Genomic DNA, 23,757 nt, shown 5'->3' on the forward strand with positions numbered 1-23,757 from the left:
GCTTGCGAGAACGGAGATATTAATTTCATGAGAACCGTTGGGCGCAGCCTGGCAATCTTCATCGCATTATCCATTTTGACCATTCCAGTGTGGGGGCAACAGAGCCTGCCAGACGCTCCCAAGCCACAGCCCGGAGCTGCGCAGCAGCAACCCTCGTCGAACATTCCCTTGCCGCCACCCTCGACCAGCAATGCTCCGCCGCCGAGCGATGAGGCAGCTCCGCAGCAACAGCAGCAACAACCCGCGGCGCAACAACCATCCGGCGCAATGCCCGACACCTCCGCGCCACCGCCCCCGCCACCAAAGAAGCCGGTTATCAAGACCGTACCGCAGGGTGGCGAGACCAAAGAGCCGGAAGGGCCGCAGGAACGTCTGAAGACTTTCGTCGTAAATACGAACGCTGTCGTGGTTCCGGTTACCGTAAAGAACGATAGCGGACGACCGGTCTATGGTCTCACTGTCGACAACTTCAGGGTCCTGGAAAACGGAAAGCCACAGAAGATCAACTTCTTCAGCAGCGATCCCCTCGGTATCTCTGCCGCTATCGTGATCGACGTTGGGATGTCCGACATCGCTTTGAAGAAGGTCCAGGAGACCTTCAGCGCTCTGGTTGGCGCATTCAGTGACTACGACGAGGTTTCTATCTACACCTATGGCGCCACCGTGAAACAGCAGCAGGATTACTACGCGGCACTGGGTGAGCGCACGTCAACGACCCTGCGCCGGGTCCAGGAACAGCAGGGAACAACCGGAGGCGCGGCTACCAACGCCGGTCCCATGGTCTCCGGCCCAACTGTCAACGGCAAGGTTTTTAATCCCGGTGATCCCAGCCGACCCGTCACGACCAGTGTCAAGAATCTGGAGCCACCTCACGTGCTGAATGACGCCATCCTGCGTGCCGCAATCGACCTTTCTCATCGTCCGCGCGATCGCCGCAAGGTCATCTTCGTGATCGGCGACGGTAAGGAGGACCGCAGCAGTGCGAGTTACAGCGACGTCCTGAAGGTTCTGCTTTCGAATGAAGTCCAGGTGTATGCCCTCGGGGTTAGTGAGGCAGCCACTCCGCTATTCGGTAAGCTCTCGAAATTCCGCCTTCCGCGGCAGCCCTACGGCGACATTCTCCCCAAGTACGCAAACGCCACCGGTGGAGAGGTGATTAACTCGAACGACCGTTCTGCGATCGAGGACGCCTATTCGAGACTGATGGACGATGCCCGCAACCAGTACACGATCGGTTACACGAGCTCAGTAGCGCTTTCGACCGCTTATCGCAGCATCGAGGTGCAGGTAACGCGGTCGGACCTGAAGGTCTATGCCAAGGAAGGCTACTACCCGCTACCGCCGATGCGGCAATAGTTTCAGTAACTTGGCTCTTCGTAACCTGTGCAGGGAGTGACAAACGGGTTGCGACGCGAGACAATCGGGAGAGTAGCTGTCTTGCTTATGTTATAACCTTGGTTTCCGGCAAGTTGTTCAGCCGGAAGGCAGTCGGAACATCCCCTCGCGCGCCGCTCCTTCCTCCGACAGCGTCGTCGCGACCGATAACTGAGGATTCTTTTGAGTTTTATCAACTTCGCCGCCCGCGAGATCAACTGCAAAATCGTCTACTACGGCCCCGGTTTGGGCGGTAAAACGACGAACCTGCAGTGCATTTACGACAAAACCGCGGAAAAACAAAAAGGCAAGATGATCTCGCTGGCGACCGAGACCGATCGAACCCTGTTTTTCGACTTCCTGCCCCTCGATCTCGGCACCGTCCGCGGCTTCAAAACCCGCTTCCACCTCTACACCGTACCCGGCCAGGTCTTCTACGACGCCAGCCGCAAACTCATCCTGCGTGGCGTTGACGGGGTAGTCTTCGTCGCCGATTCCCAGGAAGAGCGGATGGACGCCAACGTCGAAGCGCTCGACAACCTCGTCGAAAATCTCAAAGAGCACGGCTACGACTTCTATAAGATCCCCTACGTTCTGCAGTTGAACAAGCGAGACCTGCCCAACGTGCTGGCCGTTGACAATCTGAAGAAAGAACTCGTGAAGCGTAACGAACCCGTTTTTGAAGCGGTGGCTTTTCAGGGCCAGGGCGTTTTCGAAACGCTGAAGGAAGTTGCGCGGCAGGTGCTGATCGAACTCAAAAAAGGGTAAGCGTTACAGGACAGCCACCCAGCCCGACGTTACATCCCAAGCTTGAATAAGAAGATCAACGACGCAATCGTTCCGAAGCCCACCACAACCAGATGTGCATACAAGATCCGTGGAGGCACATTCGTTCGAAACGCAACCGAAGCGCCTACTACTGCGGCCAAAGCCACAAGTGGTCTTCCGAAAATGCCGCCCATCCCAACCAGTGCACCGGATATCTGGCCCCATTCCTCGGGGTCCCGATAGAGTAATAAGTTCAAGAGAAACGCGGTTACACCAATCAGGCTGGGAAGGCAGAGAAGAATTGTCAGGATAAGGCTGAAGGTGCCTTTCGGTGGTGCTGGGACAGTTTGAAGTTTTTCTGCGGTGGCAACAACCCCTGCTCTCGGCATGTACTTGCCCCCAATGAGGCTTGGGCGAGAACCTCTGTAGCCGAATCATGCCGCGAATATCGGCAACCGTCCGTGACGGGGAGCACACAACTCAGGGCAAGTCATGTGCCCGATTCTGCGCCGGATTTGGGGGACGAAGCACGCTATCGGCCGTACTTCCCCATCGCTTCCGCCTGCCCAAGGATGTGCCCTTTCAGGGCACTTTCCAGCTCGCCTCTGCTCGCTCCGGGATTCAAGTCCAGCTTCGTTCCGAGCGCGTACAGTTTGAAGAAATATCGATGGGGTTTTCCCGGCGGCGGGCAAGGACCGTTGTAGCCAATGCGTTTGAAGTCATTTTTGCCCTGGAGAGTGCCATCCGGGAGCTTCTCGGTTTTCGAAACTCCTTCGGACAGTTTTGTGGTGCTTGCAGGAATGTTCCACGCGACCCAGTGCGTCCAAGTGCCGGCGGGAGCGTCCGGATCGGTGACGGTCAGTGCAAATGACTGCGTTCCCGCCGGAGCATTGGCCCATGTCAGTTCCGGCGAAACGTCGGCGCCATCGCACGTGTATTTCTTCGGGATAGCGCCACCTTCGGTGAATGCACTCGTCTGAACAGCAAATGACATAGTGCGACCTCCTTGCGTTAGAACGTCTGGATCCGCAAATAATCTTCTGGCGGGAGTGAAGTAGAAAAGCGATAGCAGCAGAGTGGTGGCGACCACGTAGCTCTTTGTGTTCATAATCGTCCTTCGCGGAGACTATACGCCTGTCGTGAGCGGAAATTCGCGACGAACGAACTCCATGGCTTCTTCTTTCGACTGCACGCGCCCTTCCAACTGTGCATCCTCAACGGCGCTCAATATCTCCTTGAAGCGCGGTCCCTGTTCGTAGCCGGCGGCGAGCAGGTCGTGCCCGTCGATGAGAAGTGTCGGGCGAACCTGCTCGGGTTCGAGTTGTGCCATCTTCTCCCGGGTGTAGCAGTAGAGGTCAAGAATGCCGTGGCTGCCGAGGCAATCGATGCGATGGAGTTCAAGGTGCTCGTCGAACCGGGGGAGCCGGATGAAGCGCTTGAAAGTTGACTCCTTCATGTTTTTCACGTCCGCAAAGCGCAGATGATTCGCGACCAGCGCCATGATCTGCGCGATGTCATCATTCGACATGCGAAAGCGATGACCTATGGCTTCGGCCATGCGAGTGCCCACTTCGACATGGTTGTCGAAGCGAATCCGGTCCGGCGCGATACGAAACGTCGGCGGCTTCCCGACGTCATGCAACAGCGCTCCCCACGCGAGAGTGCGCGACGCTCCGGGTTTCAACATGCCGAGGAGCAATAGGGTGTGGATCCAGACGTCGCCCTCGGGATGGAATTGCGGTGGCTGTTCCACACCCTTCATTTTTTCGACTTCCGGCAGAACCTCATGCAGCAGGCCGGAGCTGTCGAGCAGTTCGAAGGCGCGCCGCGCGTGGCCTTCGGTGAGCATCTTGGTGATTTCGTCGCGCTGGCGCTCGTGGCTTACATGGAGGATCTCCGGTGCGAGTCGACGAATGGCCGCGAAGGCCTCAGCATCAATTTTGTATTCGAATCGGGCGGCAAATCGAACGGCGCGCATCATGCGCAGCTTGTCTTCGCGAAAACGACGCTCGGGATCGCCGATCGTCCGCACCAGGTGTCGCTGGAGATCTTGCTGGCCACCGACGTAGTCGAGCACGTGCTGGCCATCTAGCGGATCGAGCATCAGCCCGTTAATGGTGAAATCCCGGCGCTGGACATCTTCGCGTGGGTCGGCGGAATATCGCACGGCATCCGGGTGGCGCCCGTCGGAGTACGCGCCATCGCTGCGGAACGTCGCGACCTCGATCACCTTGGGATGCTCAGCCGTCAATTCCTCACCCTCCGCGGCCCCACCGTCCACTCCGACGGCACGGAACGGCACTAGCACGACCCCGAACTGCGCGCCGACGGCGTAAGTTTGCGGGAAAATACGCATTACCTGATCCGGCGTGGCGTCGGTCGAAACGTCGAAGTCAGCGGGATCGCGGCCGAGCAGCAGGTCACGCACGCACCCGCCGACGAAGTAGGCCTGGTGCCCCTGCGAGCGCAGGGTACGGACGACCTCGGTGGCGGCGCGGCGAGCGAGCATAGGTCTTATGGTACCGGGTGCCGGGTACCCGGTGCCAGCAGTGAGACGCAGCTTCAACACCCGGTACCCGCAACCCGGTGCCCGGTACCTCTTGTAAGATGAATGTGAGCCTGAAATGTCTACGCCCTACATCCTTGCTATCGAGAGTTCCTGCGACGAAACTTCAGCTGCCGTAGTGCGCGGCGGCGAGGAACTGATCTCGAACGTCGTTGCTTCGCAGATCGCGACTCATAAGCCTTACGGCGGGGTTGTCCCGGAGCTTGCCTCGCGCGAGCACCTGCGGAATATCGTTCCGGTGGTCCGCCAGGCCTTGCAGGAGGCGGGCAAGAGGCCCGAGGAGATCGATGCAATCGCGGTCACGCGCGGCCCGGGGCTGGCCGGAGCGTTGCTTGTTGGCGTCAGCTATGCAAAAGCGATGGCATTCGCTCTCGATAAGCCGCTCATCGCGGTGAATCACATTGAAGGGCACATCCACGCGGTTCTGCTCGAACAGAAGCAGGCAGGAAATCACACGCTTGATTTCCCGGTACTCTCGCTCGTGGTATCCGGCGGACACACGCATCTTTACCTGGCAGGGCGCGTCGGTGAAGGTTGGAAATACGAGAACATAGGGCACACGCGCGACGACGCCGCTGGCGAGGCTTTCGACAAAGTAGCCAAGCTGCTCGGGTTGGGATACCCGGGCGGCCCGATCATAGACCGCCTCGCCAGGCACGGCGACCCAACGGCGGTGAAGTTTGGGCTGGTGCAGATCAAGCATCGCGACCGGAACGAGACGGCGAAGCTGAAAGCAAAAGGAGAGAAGCCCAGCGGAACGGACTTCCCGCGGTGCGACTTTTCCTACAGTGGAATTAAAACGGCAGTCTTGCGATACACGGAGACGCACCACATGGCCGACGCCATCGAGCAGCGGCGGCGGGCCCTGCTGCACATTCCCAAGGCGACGCTCGATGACTACCTTCACCTCTGTGATCGCACGACCCTCGACCTTGTAGCTTCTTTTCAGCGTGCGATGGTGGAAGACCTCGTCGGGAAAACTCTCACCGCGGCCCGGGATCACGAGGTCGCAACCCTGCTCGTCACTGGCGGAGTGGCTGCTAACAGCGAACTGCGCTACACGTTTGAAGCGGAAGCCGCAGACGCAGGCATCAAGGTCTATTTCCCTTCGCGTCCCCTCTCAACCGATAACGCCGCCATGATCGCCGCCGCGGCATACTCCAAGTGGCTGGCGCGCGACTTCGCCGACGAGCACCTCTCGGCTGAAGCGAGCCTGCCCCTCCGGTGAGAGGTACGAAACGCTGGCGCCGCAACGACGGCAAGAACTCACAACAGCCGCCATCGAAGCCTACCGACCAGGAGGAACACTCACTGTTCTCAAGAACGCATCTATATCGATAAGGCTATATCGAGGGATCATGCGCTCCGGGCTCGTTGTATTCACACTTCTCTGCTTGCTGTTACCGCTTTCTGCTGAAAACCTGCCAACCTGCAACCGGCACGCCTTTACGCGTAGAGGCAATCGCATCAGCATAACTACCCAGTCTCTCAGTCGGCTGATTAACCAGCGCCTCACGGCGGTTCACTCGGACTTCAAGAACGTCGTGGTAACGCCCTCGAAAGACGGCGGGCTGAACATTACCGGTCAGAAGGATGGAAAATCGGTCTCCATAGATGGTCCGGTCGACGTGACCAGCGACGGCGTCGTCAGGATTCATGCGAAGCACATAAAGAAGAACGGGAATGGAGAGAAGAACATGATGAGCCTTTTCGGGAAGACGCTGAGCGACTACCTGAAACCAAAAGCGCGCAGTGTTGATGTCCAGGGAAATGACCTGCTCATCCATCCCGACGATTTGCTCGGAGTAGGTGCGGACCTGCGTCAACTCCGAATTGACGGCTCCACGATAGAGCTGCTGTTTGCGGAACCACCCTGTCGCTGACCCTCAAGAAAGCCGTACCAGAGATTCCAACTAGGCAGACACACTATTCCCGCGACACGGGAGGAGGGAATTCATGCGCCAACAGTCGGAATCAGGCTTCGTCGTCTGTGTCTTGTTTTTCCTCGATCGCCATGTCCTTGAATTCACTGGATTCAAAGACCTCGCGGCAATCGAGGCATTCGACGAATTCGGAGTCTTCGTCGCGAGACACAATCTGGACGCGTGGGTGCCTACACTGCTGATTCATGGGTTTGCTCGGGGAAGTGTTGGACAGCTCGAACTGAATTGAAGACATACGTTCTTGCGCAGTTTTCACTCCGCAGACTGGAGTGAGCGGTATTTTCGAACCCCCGGCGGCCCATGTCAAGTTGCAATTACAGCAGGAGTCCTGCCGAAAACGGCAAAGCTGAAAAGCGTGGATAGTGGCTCGTGGTTCGTGGATTGTGGATCGTAGAACCTGGGACCGGCGATTCACGATCCACGGCGGTTCTGCCGTTCTTCCTTTTGCCGTTTTGCCATTCCTACGTTCCGTTTCGCCCCAGGTTTCGGCTGGCGTCGAGGACGGGCGCGGCGGGCTGATGCTCGAAGCTGGGCATCGGGTAGATACCGTCCACTCGTGCCTGCCGGATGTCGATCCGGAAAAAGTCGGACGGCTGGAACTTGGCCATACTTTGGCGGGCTGACTTCACCGAGAGCGCGAAACTGACTCGACCCGTAAGCGAGGTCTCGATATACAAGTAGCGGTCCTTGCCGGGTGCCAGGCGGATCCCGACGTAAGCGTGTCCAGGAACCAGCACAATCACCGGCTCCATTCCGAGGTTCTCGAACATAGCCGCGTAGGTCACCACGCCGTCAATGCAATTTGCCGACGAGCGGTCGATGGACTCGGCGGGCATTCGGATGCGTTCGCTGAACTCTTCGTGCCCGCCCAAGGTCATCGAACTCTTTACGTAGCTGACACCCTGCTCCTGCATAGCGCGATAGATCGCACTCGCCTGCTGTACGGTCAAACGGTCCTGCACCGCTGGGTTAGACGACTCGTACCCCGGGAGCCGCCGGCCCGGCATGTACTCCTTCGCGCGGGCGAGTAGTTGCTCGACGATAGGATCGTGCGGCGTTACCCAGGACGCGATGAAGGAGGCGTACTCGAAGTCACGTCCCCAGTAGAGATCATCCACAGATCGGAGACGTACCGGCAGGGTTTCCTGGTCGACTACCTGGCCATTGGAACCCGTTGCGGTCATCGTCGCTGTAGCCGCCGCGATCTCGTGGTTCCGGAACGCTCGCCGGAGAAGCGTGGGCGCGAACATGTAGGTCTGCGACTCACCCGCGCCAAGTTGGATTGCCTGGATTTCCGGGTCGCTCCAACCGGGAATCTGAACCGCGAGGCGGTTACGGAGGACTTGCGACGACGAGTTCGTCACCTTTACGGACACCGTCCCCCACTTGCGCCGCGCCGGATTCTGCAAGGCTGCGTAGTTCGCGAAAACAGGGTAGATTTCGCCATCAAGTCCGGCGCTGAGTTCATAAGTGGCTTTCGCCGCGTCGTGGGTGGGCACTGCCAGCACGTCTGCGGGTGTCCCGCTCGTGCCTGGTAGGGCAAACATAATCGCGCAGATAAGCGCCGCAACACGGGCGAACGTGGAAATGCGATCAGGCGAGGCAGCAGGGGAGGACAGCATTACACTACCAGAGTAAATTCTTCGGCAATTCTTACAATCCAGCGGACGCCTTAACACGCTTCTCGATGAGGTTGACTACTCGACGACCCGACTTCGTGCCTGGGAAATTCTCGAAGCGCATTTGCCCTCGCTGTGATAATGATTAAGCGTTCTTCCTTGGAACCTATGAGCCAGGTTGCCGAAAACCTCGCCGCAGTCCGTGAGCGGATCGAGGCAGCGGCGCGTCGGAGCGGGCGCGACCCGAACGGTATCGCGCTGATGGCCGTCAGTAAGACGCAACCGGTCGATGCCATCCGTGCCGCTTACGACGCCGGCCAGCGCCTGTTCGGCGAGAATCGCGTGCAGGAGTTCCAGGAAAAGTCGGCCCAACTCACCGAGCTTCGTCCCAACCAGGGCGACGCTAGTTTCCACCTCATCGGTCACCTGCAGTCGAACAAGACGAACGCTGCGGCAGAGTTGTTCGACGCGGTGGATTCTGTTGATTCCCTGAACGTCCTCGAGCGCTTGAATCTGACGGCACAGCGCCTGGGCAAAATTCTGCCGGTGCTGTTGGAAATCAACATAGGCGGCGAAGAGCAAAAGCCCGGCCTGCCGCCAGATTTTGCGGTTCTGAACGATATCCTACTCGCGGCACCGCGCCTTTCGGCGGTCAAGATTCGCGGCCTGATGACGGTTCCTCCCAACATTGAGGATCCCGAGAAGGTTCGCCCGTACTTCAAGGCGCTCCGTGAACTCCGCGACAAGATTGCCGCGCGACGCCTGACCGCAATTACCATGGATGAACTCTCGATGGGTATGTCGCACGATTTCGAAGTCGCAATAGAGGAAGGCTCCACCTGCGTGCGGATCGGTACCGCAATCTTCGGAGCAAGGAACTACGCTTGAGAAAAGTCGATATCGTTTTTGCCTGGATCATGATCCTGCTGGGCGTTCTGCATTGCGGAGCTGCCTGGATCTCCATTCGTCGATTTCCTGTGGGCGCCGTCTGGGGCTTTGCCGGTGGCGCCGCCCTCATCGAAGGTGGTTTGCTGAACGTGGTGCGCCTCGGCGGCGGGAAGGGAATGTCAGTAACAGCCTCGATCGCCGGCAACATCCTGCTTGCGGTTCTCGTTGCTTCGGTCGGATGGAGCCAGTTCTCGCATCTGGTTCACCGGCCATCGTTCTTCGTGACGGCGGTTGTCGTCGTGGCCGAGTTGCTGTTTTCCTTCCGAGGCAACTGAGTGATTCCCATCCGCGACAGCGACAAGGGCGCGACCTTCGCCGTTCGGGTGCAGCCCCGTGCCAGCCGTAACGCCGTTGCAGGAGAAATGGGCGACGCGCTGAAGATCGCGCTCACCGCGCCGCCGGTCGGGGGCAAAGCCAACGAGGCCTGCGTCGATTTCCTTGCAAATCTTTTGAAGGTCCCGCGCTCCTCCGTTACCATAGCGAGCGGCGAATCCAGCAGAAACAAAGTCGTGAGGATTGCCGGCATGTGCGCCAGCCAGATCGAACAACGCCTGCGCGCGGCAATCGGTTGAGCCACAGGAGAGTGCCTTTGAGCTTTTCCAAGCGCTTGTACGAAATTAGAACCGGTTTTGAGCGGCCGTTCTGGGTCGCGAACGTCACCGAGCTTTTTGAACGCCTTTCCTACTACGCCGCGTTTGCCTCCCTCGCACGATACTTGAACGAGGCGCTCCGATATCCCGCGTCGGAGGCCAGCAGCCTCGCCGGCCTTTTCGGCGGATTGGTGTGGTTCATGGCTGCGTTCGGCGGCGCGGTTGCCGACCGCCTGGGTTTTCGCCGGGCACTCTCAGTCGCCTACCTGATCCTTTCCATTTCGTACTTCCTGCTCGGCTCGCTGAAGGCACCGTGGATCATGCCGGTGCGCAACGTCGTACCACTGACCGCGCTCGTGGTTTTCGTGCTGATGCTTCCGGCCCTTGGCATCGCGCTGGTGAAGCCTTCGGTCGTGGGCACGACAGCCCGAGCATCGAACGAAAAAGTTCGCTCGGTGGGATACGCAATCTACTACACGCTGGTGAACATCGGCGGTGCCGCCGGGCCGCTCGTCGCTTCCTGGGTACATTCGACCATGAGCGTCGAGAACGTGTTCCGCGTGGCGGCACTCAGCGTCGCCGTGATGTTCTTCGCCGTACTCTTGCTCTTCAAGGAGCCCCGCAAGACCGGTGAGGTCCAGGTCACCAGCCTCGCACAAACCGCCCGCAACTTTGGGGCAGTACTTTCAAACCCGAAGTTCATGGGGTTCCTGCTCATCTTCACCGGCTACTGGATCGTTTACTGGCAGGAGTTCATCACGCTGCCGCTCTATGTTGTTCGTTACATCAAGCCCACAGCCGATACCGAGCGGCTGCTGGCGACCGGACCGATACTCGTCATCGCACTGACGGTTGCGATTAATCTGGCAACTCGGAAAATTCCGGCAATGAGCGCCATCACGCTGGGAACTTTGGTTTCCGCACTGGCGTGGCTCATCCTGGTTTTCTTCCCCAGCGTGCCAATGGTGGTTGCGACGCTTGCCGGGATTGCGTTAGGCGAGATCATTCAGTCGCCGCGCTACTACGAGTACATCTCTCGGCTCGCGCCCTCTGGACAGCAGGGAACCTATATGGGTTTCGCCTTCCTTCCCATCGGCATCGGGTCGCTGATTGGCGGTTGGTTCGGCGGGACGCTCCTGCATTACTTCGGCGAAGTTCGCCATCAGCCCGCCGGCATGTGGTGGGTGGTCAGTGGAGTCGGCGTGCTTACGGCTGTCCTGCTCTGGATCTACGATCGTCTGCTCCGGCCGAAGGCGGAAACAGCATAAAGCACGTACGTGGCGGTTGAGACTTGCGTCACGGCTGCCACTGCGACCAAGCGTCAAAATGGGTCGATGAAGCCCGTCCGATACATTGCGAACCATCTGCGCACCGTTCTGAAGAATGGAGCGTCCGCGCCCCACACCGCCGAGGTCGAGCACTTCTTCAAGAACGAGGTCCAGTCGCGCGGCTGGTACACGCACGAGTTGCGCAAACTTGCGCGGCGCTTCAGCCGAACAATTGCGAACGACGCGGGAATCGCCTACCTCTTCGATGTCTGCGACGACCTGTTTCGTGACAAGGTCCTCGAAGAGAAAGTCCTCGCCGTGCTGATGCTGGAGGACAAAGTCGCCGAACTCACCGAAGCACACTTCAGGCGGCTGGTCGGATGGCTTGATCGCGTGAGCACTTGGGCGGACCACGACGGACTCGTCAGCTACCTGATCGGGCCGCTCATGGTCGCCGAACCGAAGCGAACCGCGCATGCGCTGCGCTGGACCAAGGCCAAAGACACTTGGCATCGGAGAGCCTCGGCCGTCTCGCTCATCCGCGGCGTCCGCAAACAAATGTTTGCGCGTGAAACCAAAGTAGTGACAGCGGCTCTGCTCGGAGACGACGATCTCATGGTGCAGAAAGGGCTCGGCTGGCTGCTGCGCGAGCATGCGAAATACGATCGCGAACGCGCGTTGCCCTTATTGCGTTCGATTCGCACAAAGGCTCCTAGGCTGGTTCTGCGAACCGCCTGTGAAACTCTTCCGAACGAACTCAGAGCGGAGATATTGAGCGACTCCAAGCGCGCCGCTGCTTGCTGAATCTACGTGCCTGATCTGGCAAGCAAAGACCTTCTTGTGTTATGGACCAACGGACAGCATTAGTCGCCAGCGACCAACAACGGCTTATTCGCAGGGCTCGAAACTGAGTGGATTGTCTTCGGCGAGGTCGCCGACCCTCACGCATCGCTTTCCTTCGAGGATTCCCAAGAGCGGCTCGCGCAGAATCTCCCCCCGCCAGCCTTCCAGCAGTGCGGCATCGCCTGCTCCGTCGGCATCGAGCTTCCAGCGAACCAGATCTTGCAGATCGGCAGTCGTGGCAAGTAAAGCCGTATCGACCTGGTGTTCTGCCGCGAGACCGTTTGCGGCGACCGATAACAGTTTTGTGAGGACGCTGACCTGCGGCGGATCGTCTCGCCGTATGTGTCCGGGAAGTTGTGAATCGGGAAGTTGCAGCGCGGCATTGACGGCTTCGAGTATATGGTTTTCGGCCTCGCGCAACACCTTGCGATCGAGCCCGCGCAGAGCGAACAAGTCCTCCGAAGTCTTGGGCGATCGTTTCGCTACCTCCACCAACATGCTGTCGCCGAGAACACGATTCGCAGGCAGGTTCATATTCCGCGCGCTGCGATCGCGCCAGCGCCACAGCTCGCGCAGTACCGCGAGTTGACGCCGGCTCAGCCGCGCGCTTCCGGAGACACGCCAGCGCTCCTCTTCGCGCAGAACGTCGCGGACGAGTCTTTCGCATTCGGCTTCAACCCACGACCGCCGATGCATCTTATCGGCGCGCGCGAGCAGCTTCTCCCGCATGGCGAGCAGGTAACGAACGTCGTCGGCGGCATATTTCAGTTGCACCGGAGTCAGAGGACGTTTTCGCCAGTCGGTAAAGCTTTCTCCGCCGTGAATTTTCTCGCCAAGAATGCGCAGAACGAGATTGGTGTGGCTGAGCGGATATCCGTAACCGACAAGCCCCGCCGCGATCTGCAGGTCCAGGATCTTCGCGGGAGGCCTGCCAGCGCCTTTCTCCACGAACTTGATTTCCTGGCGCGCAGCGACGGCGACGAGTTCGCAATCGGGTTCAGTGAGTACCGTCCAAAGCTCCGTCAGATTCGCAACTGCGAGCGGATCGACTATCCAGACGCGCGAATCAGCCGCGAGTTGCAGCAAACAAAGATGCGGCTCGTAACGGCCTTCCGAGATGAACTCCGTATCGATACCGATTTGCTTGCAGGGGCGAAGTTCGTCGACAAGTTTGGCCAGCTTGGCTGGCGAATCGACATAAGGTGGGCTCGATTTCTCCATGAGGAAGGTTCATTGTAAACGCGTCCGCCACTTATCGCAGTGAAGAGAAATTTCGGCAGAAATCAGAGAACCAGCTACTGCCCGAACTGCCTTTGTTTTCTGGATCTTGCGAGGCGGCTCTCTGTGGGTGTCTACCCTGAGCACACATCAAAATCGAAATAGGAGCATCGTGGGCGTCGAGGAACCTGTGGCCGCAGCCGTGGCCTCAACGCCCAATTTGTGGTTTTACTTGCCGTCGATCGTTGCGAAGGCGCCCTTGTCCTGCCAATAAATTCGTAAGCTGCAACGGTTCGGACCGGTCTTGCCGAGAAAAACCTCGAACGTATTATGCGTTGACGGCAGGTCGCCAATATCCATCGGAATGCGCGCGACGTCCTTCGATGCGTCGTACTTGGTCTTCGTATCGGTCTCCTTGGAGACGATCAGTGTCCAGTCATTCTTGTTCGGCATCAGGTAAAGCGTGTACGCACCGGCCGCGAGATCCTTGTTTTCGATCGCCGTTGGCCCGCTGTTGAACATCACCATCGCCTGGTTATCCGGAGTCCAAACCGTTCCGTAGCGAACCGATCGACCGAATCCTTCTGATTTCTTGGCGGTCACGGGCAGATACCGAACCGCAACCTGGTTGCCGTTGTCGAAGTTGCAACTTGTGACCTGTTCGCTTGGCGGAGAGGACTTCGAGTCTCCCGCGAATGCGATGTTTGCGAGTGAAAGCGAACAGATCAAAACAGTGAAAAGAAATAGTCGACGCATCTTTCTGTATTCCCCCGGGGGACAAGGAGTAGAACTGAAGCGTGAGACAGAATACTCCGTCCGCGACTCGACTTTCCATACCGAAATGCGGCCTCGCTTGGTGGAGTGGAGCGCACAGTGACCTCGATTCCGTGATCCTAATCTCCCTGCCGTACCAAAGATTTCCCATTATGGGCCCAGACCATGTTCGAGCAGTTGCGCCCAACGGAAAACGTGCTTAGGCTAGAACCATGCGCAGCCCCGTCGTATTCGTCGTTGCTCTCTTCCTTTCGTCGTTCGCCTTTGCTGCATCCAAGCCGCACGTAATCACCTTCGGGAAGCCAATGCAGGTGAAGCTCTTCCTCGGACCGAGCGAAAATCACACGGTCGAGATCAACATCCGCTCCTTGTTCGTCGATACGAAGTTGAGAGAGTTCACAACCGGCGATCCTCATGACGTCACCGACAGGCTATTCGTGGTGCGGCGTGCTTTTCGGATCAACGATGGCCTGCCCACGGAGCCGCGCAAACCACCGAAGTGGCTGTGGCAACTCGGTGGCTGGCTTCTGGTTGACCGTTCGACCGGTCGCGTGACACAACTCGTGTTGCCCGAGTTCGATCCGTTCTATTCCGATGTCGCCTGGTATCGCGACTACGCTGCCTACTGCGGCATCAATGAAAACGCCACCAAGGTTTTCGCGGTTGTAACCGCGATCGGGCGCAAGAAGCCGATTTTGCGGCGAGAACTCGCTGCCGCAACCAACGGCCCGCATCGTGATTCGGAGTGCGATGTGCCCACCTGGGAACGCAACCCGGCGAAGGTAACATTCAACCCCAAAAACGCACAGAAACTCACGTTCACACTCCCGGATCGCAGCGTCGCTGTACTGCCGGCCGGGGAAGAGGAGTCCAGCAAGGAACAATGAAGTCGCTCGACGAGTACCTGCAGGAGGCCGCAAAAGCCCACGGACATCTCTGCGCCGGACAGGTGCTAGGGGTGCGTCTTGCCATGCACGGGCTGAACCTTTTAGGAATTCAGGACCCACATGGCGCCGACCGAAAACGCACCGTCACCTTTGTCGAGATCGACCGCTGCGCAACCGATGCCGTATCGCTGGTGACCGGATGCCGACTGGGAAAGCGCGCGCTGAAGTTTCGCGACTGGGGAAAAATGGCGGCGACTTTCGTCGACGTGCAGTCCGGCAAAGCGGTTCGTATCGCTGCCCGCGAGTCGTCGAAAGCTCTGGCGCGCGAACTGCATCCGGAACTCGCGAACAAGAATCAGCAGCAGATGCTCGCGTACCGAGAAATGACCGACGAGCAGTTGTTTACGCACGAGTGGGTCCGCGTGGAACTTCCCGAGCACGAGTTCCCAGGCTACAAGGGCGAGCGCGTGGTCTGCGCAGATTGCGGTGAGGGAATTGCCTTCCGGCGCGAAGTTGTACGCAACGGAAGAACGCTATGTCGAGCGTGCGCAGGTGAACGCTACTACACGCCAATCAAGTAACCATTCTGATCAGTTTGGCTGTGGGTGTTCGGTTCGCGAGTAGCGAACTGGGAAGGCGTTTCGCGAATCGCGCAAAACGAAAGGCCCTCCTCGCGGAGAGCCCCGTTTGCGCAAACAAAATCTATTTGTGTTGAACTTCCTGCCGATGCTGCTGGTTCGCGCGCTTTGCTTCGAGTACGCCGGCGAGGCCAGCCTTCTTCTGCGCGTTCACTGGCGGCTTCGGTTGCCTGTGAGTTATCGCCGGGTGGCTGTAATGACGGTACGCACGAGCCTCGCGCTGGCGTTCTTTCATCTCCTTCTGATGAGTTTTCGCCTCGCGCTTGTGCTCCTTCTGCCACATCTTGCTTTCGCTCTTCGCTTTTCCGGGCGGCAAGGCGCCATCGTTCCAGCCTGTTTTCTTGCCCAGGTCTTTGTCCTGATGCCACACAGCGCGATGGAACAGTCCGTGGTCGCGATTGCGATCGCGGCCGTGATTCATTGCCACGGAACTCGCTCCCAATCCCACGACAACTGCTGTGATTGCCAACCCTGTCCTTAAATCCATTCTTGAGCCTCTCCGAACAACGACAGTGTACAGTGCATTTCGGCCACCGAATGCCTATTAAACCCTAAGTACCTGGATGACCGCCAGTTACTTCGTGCGCCAGGGCGGGACATGTCCCTCCGCGTGGCGAAAGAATTACGCCAAGAGGGTGGGTTTGGCTATCGGTGCTTTTACCGAGCAAATCACCTCGCTCTTTCGTGTTCGACAACGTGTCCTAGACGCAGAATCGTTCCTTCGTCGAAGTGCTTGCCGAGAATCTGCGCGCCGATCGGCAAGCCTTGCTTCGTTACGCCGCAGGGAACGGAGATTCCGGGAATACCAACGAGATCGGCCGTGACAGTGAAGATGTCGGCGAGGTACATCGAAACGGGATCGTCGATCTTCTCGCCCAGCTTGAATGCTGGAGTTGGGGTTGTGGGCGTGACGATGGCGTCGACTTCGGCAAAGGCCTGCTGGAAGTCCCGTGCGAGCAGCGTTCGAACCTGCTGCGCTTTCAGGTAATAGGCGTCGTAATAGCCGGCGCTTAGCGCGTAAGTGCCGAGCATGATCCGGCGTTTCACTTCCGGTCCGAAGCCGCGGTCGCGAGTCTTGCGGTACATTTCGGCAAGCGTTGCAGTGCCTTTGGCTCGGAAGGCGTAGCGAACGCCGTCGAAGCGGGCGAGATTCGCCGAGGCTTCGGCGGTCGCGACGATGTAGTAAGTCGGAATCGCGTACCTGGTGTGCGGAAGCGAGATGCGCTTGATCTCGCAGCCTGCGGCTCGAAGATCGTCAATCGTCCTCTGCACCGCTGCGTTCACTTCGGGGTCGAGTTCCGGCGGGAAGTATTCGTCGGGAATACCGATGCGCAAGCGTTTCGCGTCGCGGCCGATCTCGGAGACGTAGTCGCTGACGGGAACGTTCGCGGAGGTCGAGTCACGCTCGTCGCGTCCGGCGATGACCTGCAGGACGGTCGCGGCGTCCTTCACCGTCTTGGTTAACGGACCAACGTGATCGAGCGAGGAGGCAAAGGCAATGAGGCCATAGCGCGAGACGCGTCCGTAGGTCGGCATCAGTCCGACAACGCCGCAGAACGCTGCGGGCTGGCGAATGGAACCTCCGGTATCGGAACCGAGAGTCGCGACTGCCATGTTGGCGGCGACTGCGGCGGCAGAACCTCCGGAAGAACCTCCGGGAACGCGGGAGAGATCGCGTGGATTGTGGACTGGTCCGTAACCGGAGTTCTCGTTCGAGGAACCCATGGCGAACTCGTCGCAGTTGAGCTTGCCGAGGATGATCGCGCCAGCGGCCTCCAGCTTCGCTACCGCAGTTGCATCGTAGGGAGCGATGAAGTTCTCCAGTATCCGCGAACCCGCGGTGGTCGTGACTTCGCGGGTCATCAGGACGTCCTTGATCGCGACAGGAACTCCGGCGAGAGGCGGAAGTTCGTCGCCGCGATCGGCGATCGCCTCGATCTCGGCGGCTTTCGCCAGTGCGCGCTCGCGGGTCAAGGTCAGGAAAGCGTGGATCTTCGGGTCGTCAGATTCGATCTTGCGGTAGAAGTGCTCGACGAGCGCCGTTGCGGTGGTTTCCTTACGCAGGATGAGGTCGCGAACGAAGTCGATGGTGAGAGGCTCGATGTTCATTCGGTCGCCTCTCCGCTCTTGTCGATGACTTTGGGGACCTTGAAGTAGGTTCCGTCGGTGTCGGGAGCGTTCATCATGGCCTGCTCGTGCGTAAGAGAAGGCTTCACTTCGTCGGAGCGCATCGCGTAGTCGAACTGAGAGGTTCCTTCGCGCGTGGTCGTGACTTGCGTCATCGGAGGAACGTCTTTGGTGTCGAGCTGGCTGAGCATGTCGATGTAGTCGAGGATGGAGTTGAGGTCCTTCAACATGCGCTGTCGTTCGGCGTCGGTGAGCTCGAGGTTCGCGAGTTCGGCAACGTAGAGAACGTCTTTTTCCGATACTTTCATCGAATTGCTGATTTTCCTTTTTCTTTTGCGAGGACGAAATCGAGGCGTTCGACCTTCTGTCCGGTGTAGTCGCTGAGGAGCTTGAGGTAGTGCGGCATAAGGCCGGCGAGCTGGGCGCGCCAGGTGGCGTCGGGTACCTCGACGTGGAGCACCCCGTCGGCGAAGGCGAGGGCTTCGGTACGGTCGGCGACGGTCTTGCCGCAGATGAACTGCCAGGCAACGACGGGCGCCTGCTCAGGCGGAACGTGCGCGAGCATTTCCGCGACGATCTTCTGCAGCGTTCCGCGCGCGAGTTCCATGAGGTTCTCCGAGGGAGTTCTATTGTAACGGGTACCGTGCCCGGCGCCCGGTGCCGGGAAAACCCACCCCCTATTTTTCGCTTCACCTGTTTTCAGCGAGTTGCGGAAATTTCAACCGGAGGTGTATGAAAACAAAGATCTTGAATCTAAAAATACCAGGAATTTCTTTGTTTTCAGGAATTTAGGTTGGGAATTCCGTGCTGGTTCTCCGTTGTCGGTTCTACGTTCGCCGAAAGACAAAGCAAGGGGAAGTGCAACAGGTGTCGAAGATCGAACAGAGAGACAACCTCAGTGTTGAGAAGCCCAGATCTGCTGACTGCGGCAGATGTGGGCATCAAGCGTGCCCTGATAACGAAGTCGGATTGTGAAAGAGCGAAAAGCCCTGCGCTTTATCGCGCAAAGGCGACGCGATCCGCATCTGCTGACTGCGGCAGATGTGGGGCACCAACACCCGCGAGAAGGGTAGAGCAGGAAAACCTGCGGCGCCCGCTGGGGGCGCCGCTCGACACACTGTGTCCAGAACTATTATAAATCGTGGGATCAAGAGTGTTGGTGGCTGGGGATGGGGAAATTTCTGGGGAGTTCCAAAACGGGAACAAAAAAGGGGCAGAGCCGAAGCTCTGCCCGGAAAAGAAGAAGCAGTTTAGAAGGTTAACCGTAATCCGAACTCCATCTGGCGTGGCGCACCTAACTGGAATACGCCGCTGCCCAGACCTGCCCGGTTAGCCTGATCGCCATAGGTGGTTCCGTTCGCCGCTCCCGCGTCTCCGCTCAGAATGCCACTGACCAGAGTATTCGGCGAGTTCGCGAAATTGGCGAAGTTGAAGAGGTTGTACACATTGATCGAGGGTTCCAGTTTGACGCGCTCGTTGAACTTGATGGGGACAGCGAGCTTTACGTCGAACACCCGCAACCACGTTGAAGTTCGATTAAGGTCGAGAGCACAAATATGGATTGGGCACTCGGCTTATCCGGCGACCCCTTTGGCGGGCGATTTGGGCGATGCTCGGATTCGGGCGCGAACGATTCGCTTCCTGAGTTCACTGTATCGCGCTAGAGTTTCACGATGAACCCACGGTTGAGTACGTGGATGGGCAAGCGATGGTGGTTGGTATTCGGCAGCTTTCAGTTGGTCGGCTTTGCAATAGCAGGTTTTTCGAATGTTCATGGGGACATCGCATTCCTGCTATCGGGGATGTTCCTGTTGCTGCCGGGATCCGCGGTGGTCGGATTTGTGCCGCTGATAGATATTGTCGGGTTCTGGCCGCTGTGTCTGGTGATCGTGATTGTTAATTTTGTGACGTGGGCGACGATTACCTTGCTGCTCGTTCGGCTGCAAAGAGGGACAGAGCCGGAATAGGAACATCTTCCTTTTAGCCGATGGTGCTGCTGCAGCGCTGTCGCATGGGCGTCGGAGCTGCGCGCCCACAATGTGTCCGAACCGTGAGGCGAAATATAAGGTGCGACCGACCATTTTATCCAGGGTATCTGGACGGATGGTCGATCGCACAGGTTTACAGGGTAGCCTCGTATATCGCAGTCCTGAAGGCAAGATATCTACGTTTCGCCACAGTGCGAAAGTACAAGCCTTTACCCGGGTTGCCGTGAGTTCACGATCAGTTGATTTGGTCCACTGCAATAGCCGTCAAAACTGCATAACCGGCAACGCCATTGCTGCCGGTCATCCAACAGTCCAAGGTTACGGTACCAGGAGAAGTCAAGGTTATGTAAGCTTGCGACGGTAGAGTCACCGAACTGGTGGGGCCAATTCCGACGGCAGCCGAGGTATCGCCAGCCAGATCGCAGCTGGCCGAATGTGCGCTGGTGTCGTCGTTTTCTACGTAAGTTTTCCCGAATAACAGGTAGGTACCTGCAGGAAGAGAAAGAGAAGCGACGGTCGTGAAACCGCTATTAATGTTGACCGTGGTGCCATTGCTAACCCATGCGTGGCTGATTCCACTCGGACCTTGCGGTCCGACTGGTCCGATGGGGCCCTGTAGTCCCTGCGGACCTTGAGGTCCGGCAGGACCTTGTGCGCCTGTGGGTCCGGCTGGTCCCTGCGGTCCGGCTGGGCCATTAAAGCTGTTGATGAGTTGCGGCTCGTGACTTGTGTTTGTGGCCTCTTTGCTGTCGAAGGCGACGGAAATCGACGATAAGGGGCTAGGTACGAGGGCCAAGCCATAGTTCTGCTGGGTACCATCAAGCCATGCCTTAAGCGCTGGAGTGACGTCGACTTCAATGAAATTGTTGTAAGCGCCTGCCGATACCGGAACGTTTAAGGCAACGCTGGAACCAAGGGGCGGCGTGTTGTTAAACGTGATGGTGTTTTCATCCCATGCGCCATCAATGAGGTAGACGTCGAAGGTTCCGGTGCCGGTTACCCCGGAGACAAATAGCCGAAGCGTGGACTTATTGAGTTGGCCGGGATCGACGCCGCTTGGAAGCGAGGAGAGATCGAAGCGCACGAAAGCTGTGCCGCCACCCCCCGCCTGCACTACAAGTGAAGAGTTGCCGCCATAGTTGGCCTTGTTTTTTGCGACGGACACAAAAGAGTCCGCTGCGGGCGGCGCTTGCGCCAGTACAACGACACTGGAGAGTGCGAACGCCAAAGTCGCAAGCCGTAAAGGCCATCTGCTGATGGTCATATTTGCTCCTTGAAGGATTGGGTCGGCGCTGCTGCCGAGGAGCGAAGGAATATCCCGGCTAAACATTCACGGTCAAATGAAACGCAGATGAAATGGATGTGACCTGAAAAGTACTCGGGATTCAGAGTCTTAGGATGTGTTATGACACGGCGAATTGGGATCGCGGCGGCGCACAACAGGGTTCGGGCCACAGCTGAATAACTACAACAAAAGTGGGGGTGAAGAGTGTCACTCGGCAGTCGTGCGCAGGGTGCGGTATTTGCGGAGGAGTTCGTAGAGGACGACGCCGCCGGCGGTGGCGACGTTGAGCGAGCTTTTCTGGCCGAGCATTGGGATTCGGACGTGGGTGTCGGCGAGGGCGAGCAGTTCGGGGCGCAGGCCTTCGACTTCGTTTCCGAAAGCAACGCAGATAGGGAAGCGCGGTTGCCAGTCGTAGAGATCGAGTGCCTGTGGGCTGGTTTCGATGGCGGCGATTTCGAAGCCGCGGCGGCGGAGATCACTCAGAATTTTGATGGCATCCCAGTCGTGTTCCCAGGGGACGGTTTGCTCGGCGCCGAGAGCAGTTTTGGTGATGGCGTTCTTGGGCGGGTGCGCGGTGATTCCGCCGAGACAGAGTTTTTGGAGGCCGACGCCGTCGGCGACACGGAAGAATGCGCCGACGTTGTACATGCTGCGAACGTTGTCGAGAAGAACGGCGGCGGGGAGTCGGAGGCCTGCGTAGGCGGCGAGAGGTGAGTTGAGGCGTTCGCGGAAGACGGTGGTGGTGTTCTGGGTACGCATGGGTGGACAGGAACAAAATATCACCCGGCGGACGGAAAGACCCACATCTGCGAAAAGCGCGCAGATGTGGGGCACCAGCACCAAGCGGCCACTGAGAGGAAAGTTCGTGGTCAACCGGCCCTTTCCAAAAACGGGAAAGGACCGGGCACCCAGCACGGAAGGAAACCAGCCAAAACAACGACCCCGCCCAAGCGAGCTTGGACGGGGCACCCGGTTGCGGGCATTCGCTACTTCTTTTTGGCGGTTGGGGGGAGCAGGCCGTTGAGGCGGAGGTAGGTTGCCATTTGGGCGTAGTGGTCTGCCCAGTCGGCACTGAGGTCGAGGACGGCGGCACCCTTGGTCATCTTGCGGCCGCCGAACATGGTGACTTCTTCGCCGAGTTGGCTGTCCTGGAGTTTGGGAAGCTGCGCGGTGCAGTACTCGAACGATTTCTTCAGCGCGTCGACGAGTTTGTCCTTGGGATCGGTTTCCTTTACGCCGGCTTCGGGGGCAGTTCCGCCGGTCAATCTCGAGCAGAAGAAATAGTTGGCGCCGGTGGCGTGGGCGAGCCAGTGTCCAAAGGGGACCTGGGCTTCGGTGGGTTTGAATCCGTACTTGTCAGCGGGCATCTCTTCGCCGGCGGCGACGGTCTTCTTTTCGACGCGCGGCAGGTCGTTGCGCAGGGCGTCGGAGACGGGGTTCTGGGCCCAGGCACATGCGCAGCCGGAAAGAAACAGGGCTGCGAAAATCGTCTTCTTCATTCTCTTCTCCTGTAAAGCGCGTAACAGTGTAACCGAAAACATCAATCCAGAGGACGCTGAGGCGAGAAGGGAAGGTCGGGCCTGGAGCAGGGGCTACCCACATCTGTGAAATACGCGACGATGTACCGCATCGCTGCTGCTGGATTGCGGTAATCCTGGGGAATAAAGCCTCCATCCAAGGTAAATGTGAATGAATTGCGCCACTTGGGAGGGAACATGAAGTATTTAATTGCAATGGCTACGGCATTGATGGCGCTGATGCTGGTGGGAGTTCCGCAAAAGACTGAGGCCCAACAGAACGGCTACTACGGGCAGCAGAACTGGCATGGGGTGCTGTCGTCGAGCGACCAGCAGAAGTTCGACGACTATTACTCAAAGTGGGTGGATGCGACGCGAAAAGGCGACCAGGACGACATCGCGAAGAATGCGCGTCACATGCAGGACCTTATGACGCGGTACAGGATTCCGATAGGCGTCGGGTTCGACCAGATCGCGACGAACGCGGTTCCGGGGTACGCGGGTTATGGCGCCCCCGCTGGCGCGTATCCGAATAATCCGGATGGTGCTTATCCGAACGGCGCAGCGTATCCGTATTCCGGCCAGGTTGGAGTTCGACTCTCGGCCGACGATCAGCAGAAGTTCGACAAGGAATACGAGAAGTGGATGGATGCGCAGCGGAAGAACGATCGCGACGACATCAACAAGCACGCACGCGAAATGCAGGACATCATGGCGCGATACAACATTCCGTCGAGTACTCCGTTCGCGGCGATCGCGACGAATGCGTACGGGCCGGGAGCCAACGGGGCGGCGCCCTATGGCTACGCGTACGGGCGGGATGGGTATGCTTACGGGCCGGGTGCGGAGCGCCTTTCGTCGAAGGACCAGAAGGAATTCGACGAGGCGTATCACGACTGGGTGGACGCGCGCCGGAAGAAAGATATGGACGACGTCGATAAGAACGAGCGCAAGATGCGGGAGATCATGTCGAAGTACAACATTCCCGCGAATGTGTCGTTCGACCAGATCGCTTCGGCGGGAAGTGCGTATCGCTGATAAGAGCGAGCTGGATAGAGAGGAAAGCCCGTCCGAGAACGCTCGGACGGGCTTTCTGTTCGTGAGTGTCCTAAGGGAGCGTGGTGTTACGACAAGTTGCGCCAAGTCTTTGGGCGGATTCAATTCTGTTGATGGCAATGGAGATAGAGTTCGGGAGTGTCACAGCAATTCGACATGCCTGGTGCTAGGGTGCGAATTGCTGAGGAAGAGAGTCCTCCTGGATTTGAGCCGGATTGGGCGGTCGGCGATTGCAGGATTGCCAGTGGCCCAACGATCCAGAGAAGGAAATGGTCGTGCGGCCAGAGCGCGCCGAACGGCTCAGGCGTTAACTGCTCGATGCAGTGGCTGCGTGTCTCGGGGTGGAGG

Annotated in this window: 27 protein-coding genes; 14 read left to right on the forward strand and 13 right to left on the reverse strand. The window is 58.5% G+C overall.

Annotated features, from left to right (window positions below; genetic code table 11):
• Positions 1 to 27: 27 nt before the first annotated feature.
• Both ROO76_16665 and ROO76_16670 read left to right on the forward strand, forming a co-directional pair.
• Positions 28 to 1,356 (forward strand): VWA domain-containing protein, encoded by a 1,329-nt coding sequence (locus ROO76_16665; GenBank protein MDT8069796.1) that lies wholly within the window; start codon positions 28 to 30, stop codon positions 1,354 to 1,356.
• 201 nt (positions 1,357 to 1,557) lie between these two features.
• A complete protein-coding gene (locus ROO76_16670; protein MDT8069797.1) occupies positions 1,558 to 2,142 on the forward strand; it encodes an ADP-ribosylation factor-like protein in 585 nt (194 codons plus the stop codon).
• A 532-nt stretch (positions 2,143 to 2,674) separates the two neighbouring features.
• On the opposite strand, the gene ROO76_16675 is transcribed toward ROO76_16670, so the two are convergent.
• Positions 2,675 to 3,136: a YbhB/YbcL family Raf kinase inhibitor-like protein gene (locus tag ROO76_16675; protein ID MDT8069798.1), complete on the reverse strand. Its 462-nt coding sequence runs from the start codon at positions 3,134 to 3,136 to the stop codon at positions 2,675 to 2,677.
• 132 nt (positions 3,137 to 3,268) lie between these two features.
• Positions 3,269 to 4,651, reverse strand: coding sequence for a CCA tRNA nucleotidyltransferase (locus ROO76_16680; protein ID MDT8069799.1), 1,383 nt, complete (start codon positions 4,649 to 4,651; stop codon positions 3,269 to 3,271).
• Between the two features lie 115 nt (positions 4,652 to 4,766).
• Here ROO76_16680 and tsaD point away from each other — a divergent pair, with 115 nt between their 5' ends.
• The 3 genes from tsaD to ROO76_16695 all read left to right on the forward strand — a co-directional run bounded on the left by tsaD (position 4,767) and on the right by ROO76_16695 (position 6,880).
• The gene (gene tsaD / locus ROO76_16685) at positions 4,767 to 5,936 is read left to right on the forward strand and encodes a tRNA (adenosine(37)-N6)-threonylcarbamoyltransferase complex transferase subunit TsaD (GenBank protein MDT8069800.1); all 1,170 of its coding nucleotides are present in this window, start codon (positions 4,767 to 4,769) and stop codon (positions 5,934 to 5,936) included.
• A 130-nt stretch (positions 5,937 to 6,066) separates the two neighbouring features.
• A complete protein-coding gene (locus tag ROO76_16690) occupies positions 6,067 to 6,591 on the forward strand; it encodes a hypothetical protein (GenBank protein MDT8069801.1) in 525 nt (174 codons plus the stop codon).
• 73 nt (positions 6,592 to 6,664) lie between these two features.
• Positions 6,665 to 6,880: a hypothetical protein gene (locus ROO76_16695; GenBank protein ID MDT8069802.1), complete on the forward strand. Its 216-nt coding sequence runs from the start codon at positions 6,665 to 6,667 to the stop codon at positions 6,878 to 6,880.
• A gap of 232 nt (positions 6,881 to 7,112) precedes the next feature.
• Here ROO76_16695 and ROO76_16700 read toward each other — a convergent pair whose 3' ends face one another.
• Positions 7,113 to 8,198, reverse strand: a complete 1,086-nt coding sequence (locus ROO76_16700) for a hypothetical protein (protein ID MDT8069803.1) — start codon at positions 8,196 to 8,198, stop codon at positions 7,113 to 7,115.
• Between the two features lie 240 nt (positions 8,199 to 8,438).
• Between ROO76_16700 and ROO76_16705 the strand changes: the two genes are divergently transcribed.
• The 5 genes from ROO76_16705 to ROO76_16725 all read left to right on the forward strand — a co-directional run bounded on the left by ROO76_16705 (position 8,439) and on the right by ROO76_16725 (position 11,880).
• Positions 8,439 to 9,158: a YggS family pyridoxal phosphate-dependent enzyme gene (locus ROO76_16705; GenBank protein ID MDT8069804.1), complete on the forward strand. Its 720-nt coding sequence runs from the start codon at positions 8,439 to 8,441 to the stop codon at positions 9,156 to 9,158.
• The gene (locus ROO76_16710; protein MDT8069805.1) at positions 9,155 to 9,493 is read left to right on the forward strand and encodes a hypothetical protein; all 339 of its coding nucleotides are present in this window, start codon (positions 9,155 to 9,157) and stop codon (positions 9,491 to 9,493) included. Before ROO76_16705 ends, ROO76_16710 begins: the two co-directional genes overlap by 4 nt.
• Complete coding sequence (locus ROO76_16715) at positions 9,494 to 9,790, forward strand: DUF167 domain-containing protein (GenBank protein MDT8069806.1); 297 nt, start codon at positions 9,494 to 9,496, stop codon at positions 9,788 to 9,790.
• Positions 9,791 to 9,807: 17 nt separating this feature from the next.
• Entirely contained in the window at positions 9,808 to 11,076 is a 1,269-nt protein-coding gene (locus ROO76_16720) for an MFS transporter (GenBank protein MDT8069807.1), read from the forward strand.
• 66 nt (positions 11,077 to 11,142) lie between these two features.
• Positions 11,143 to 11,880, forward strand: a complete 738-nt coding sequence (locus tag ROO76_16725) for a DNA alkylation repair protein (protein MDT8069808.1) — start codon at positions 11,143 to 11,145, stop codon at positions 11,878 to 11,880.
• Positions 11,881 to 11,964: 84 nt separating this feature from the next.
• On the opposite strand, the gene ROO76_16730 is transcribed toward ROO76_16725, so the two are convergent.
• Positions 11,965 to 13,140, reverse strand: coding sequence for an HRDC domain-containing protein (locus tag ROO76_16730; protein ID MDT8069809.1), 1,176 nt, complete (start codon positions 13,138 to 13,140; stop codon positions 11,965 to 11,967).
• Positions 13,141 to 13,365: 225 nt separating this feature from the next.
• Positions 13,366 to 13,893 (reverse strand): DUF2911 domain-containing protein, encoded by a 528-nt coding sequence (locus ROO76_16735; GenBank protein ID MDT8069810.1) that lies wholly within the window; start codon positions 13,891 to 13,893, stop codon positions 13,366 to 13,368.
• A gap of 230 nt (positions 13,894 to 14,123) precedes the next feature.
• Between ROO76_16735 and ROO76_16740 the strand changes: the two genes are divergently transcribed.
• Complete coding sequence (locus ROO76_16740; GenBank protein ID MDT8069811.1) at positions 14,124 to 14,798, forward strand: hypothetical protein; 675 nt, start codon at positions 14,124 to 14,126, stop codon at positions 14,796 to 14,798.
• The gene (locus tag ROO76_16745) at positions 14,795 to 15,379 is read left to right on the forward strand and encodes an FmdE family protein (GenBank protein ID MDT8069812.1); all 585 of its coding nucleotides are present in this window, start codon (positions 14,795 to 14,797) and stop codon (positions 15,377 to 15,379) included. The genes ROO76_16740 and ROO76_16745 overlap by 4 nt, the downstream gene beginning before the upstream one ends.
• A 121-nt stretch (positions 15,380 to 15,500) precedes the next feature.
• Here ROO76_16745 and ROO76_16750 read toward each other — a convergent pair whose 3' ends face one another.
• From ROO76_16750 to ROO76_16770, 5 genes are all read right to left on the reverse strand, one after another.
• Positions 15,501 to 15,923 (reverse strand): hypothetical protein, encoded by a 423-nt coding sequence (locus tag ROO76_16750; GenBank protein ID MDT8069813.1) that lies wholly within the window; start codon positions 15,921 to 15,923, stop codon positions 15,501 to 15,503.
• Between the two features lie 182 nt (positions 15,924 to 16,105).
• Positions 16,106 to 17,545, reverse strand: coding sequence for an Asp-tRNA(Asn)/Glu-tRNA(Gln) amidotransferase subunit GatA (gatA, locus tag ROO76_16755; GenBank protein ID MDT8069814.1), 1,440 nt, complete (start codon positions 17,543 to 17,545; stop codon positions 16,106 to 16,108).
• Complete coding sequence (gatC, locus tag ROO76_16760; protein ID MDT8069815.1) at positions 17,542 to 17,871, reverse strand: Asp-tRNA(Asn)/Glu-tRNA(Gln) amidotransferase subunit GatC; 330 nt, start codon at positions 17,869 to 17,871, stop codon at positions 17,542 to 17,544. Before gatC ends, gatA begins: the two co-directional genes overlap by 4 nt.
• Positions 17,868 to 18,170: a DciA family protein gene (locus tag ROO76_16765; protein ID MDT8069816.1), complete on the reverse strand. Its 303-nt coding sequence runs from the start codon at positions 18,168 to 18,170 to the stop codon at positions 17,868 to 17,870. Before ROO76_16765 ends, gatC begins: the two co-directional genes overlap by 4 nt.
• A 643-nt stretch (positions 18,171 to 18,813) precedes the next feature.
• A complete protein-coding gene (locus ROO76_16770) occupies positions 18,814 to 19,077 on the reverse strand; it encodes a hypothetical protein (protein MDT8069817.1) in 264 nt (87 codons plus the stop codon).
• A 159-nt stretch (positions 19,078 to 19,236) separates the two neighbouring features.
• Here ROO76_16770 and ROO76_16775 point away from each other — a divergent pair, with 159 nt between their 5' ends.
• Positions 19,237 to 19,530 carry a hypothetical protein gene (locus ROO76_16775; protein MDT8069818.1) on the forward strand — a complete coding sequence of 98 codons (294 nt, stop codon included), beginning with the start codon at positions 19,237 to 19,239 and terminating at the stop codon, positions 19,528 to 19,530.
• Positions 19,531 to 19,786: 256 nt separating this feature from the next.
• Here the strand turns inward: ROO76_16775 and ROO76_16780 are convergent, their stop codons facing one another.
• The 3 genes from ROO76_16780 to ROO76_16790 all read right to left on the reverse strand — a co-directional run bounded on the left by ROO76_16780 (position 19,787) and on the right by ROO76_16790 (position 22,335).
• A complete protein-coding gene (locus tag ROO76_16780) occupies positions 19,787 to 20,815 on the reverse strand; it encodes a DNRLRE domain-containing protein (protein MDT8069819.1) in 1,029 nt (342 codons plus the stop codon).
• A gap of 228 nt (positions 20,816 to 21,043) precedes the next feature.
• Positions 21,044 to 21,595: a TrmH family RNA methyltransferase gene (locus ROO76_16785; protein MDT8069820.1), complete on the reverse strand. Its 552-nt coding sequence runs from the start codon at positions 21,593 to 21,595 to the stop codon at positions 21,044 to 21,046.
• A gap of 227 nt (positions 21,596 to 21,822) precedes the next feature.
• On the reverse strand, positions 21,823 to 22,335 hold the full coding sequence (locus ROO76_16790) for a DinB family protein (GenBank protein MDT8069821.1): 513 nt from the start codon (positions 22,333 to 22,335) through the stop codon (positions 21,823 to 21,825).
• 216 nt (positions 22,336 to 22,551) lie between these two features.
• Between ROO76_16790 and ROO76_16795 the strand changes: the two genes are divergently transcribed.
• Positions 22,552 to 23,391, forward strand: coding sequence for a hypothetical protein (locus ROO76_16795; GenBank protein MDT8069822.1), 840 nt, complete (start codon positions 22,552 to 22,554; stop codon positions 23,389 to 23,391).
• Positions 23,392 to 23,757 lie beyond the last annotated feature (366 nt).

This window comes from Terriglobia bacterium, from assembly GCA_032252755.1.
Classification (GTDB): Bacteria; Acidobacteriota; Terriglobia; order Terriglobales; family Acidobacteriaceae; genus JAVUPY01.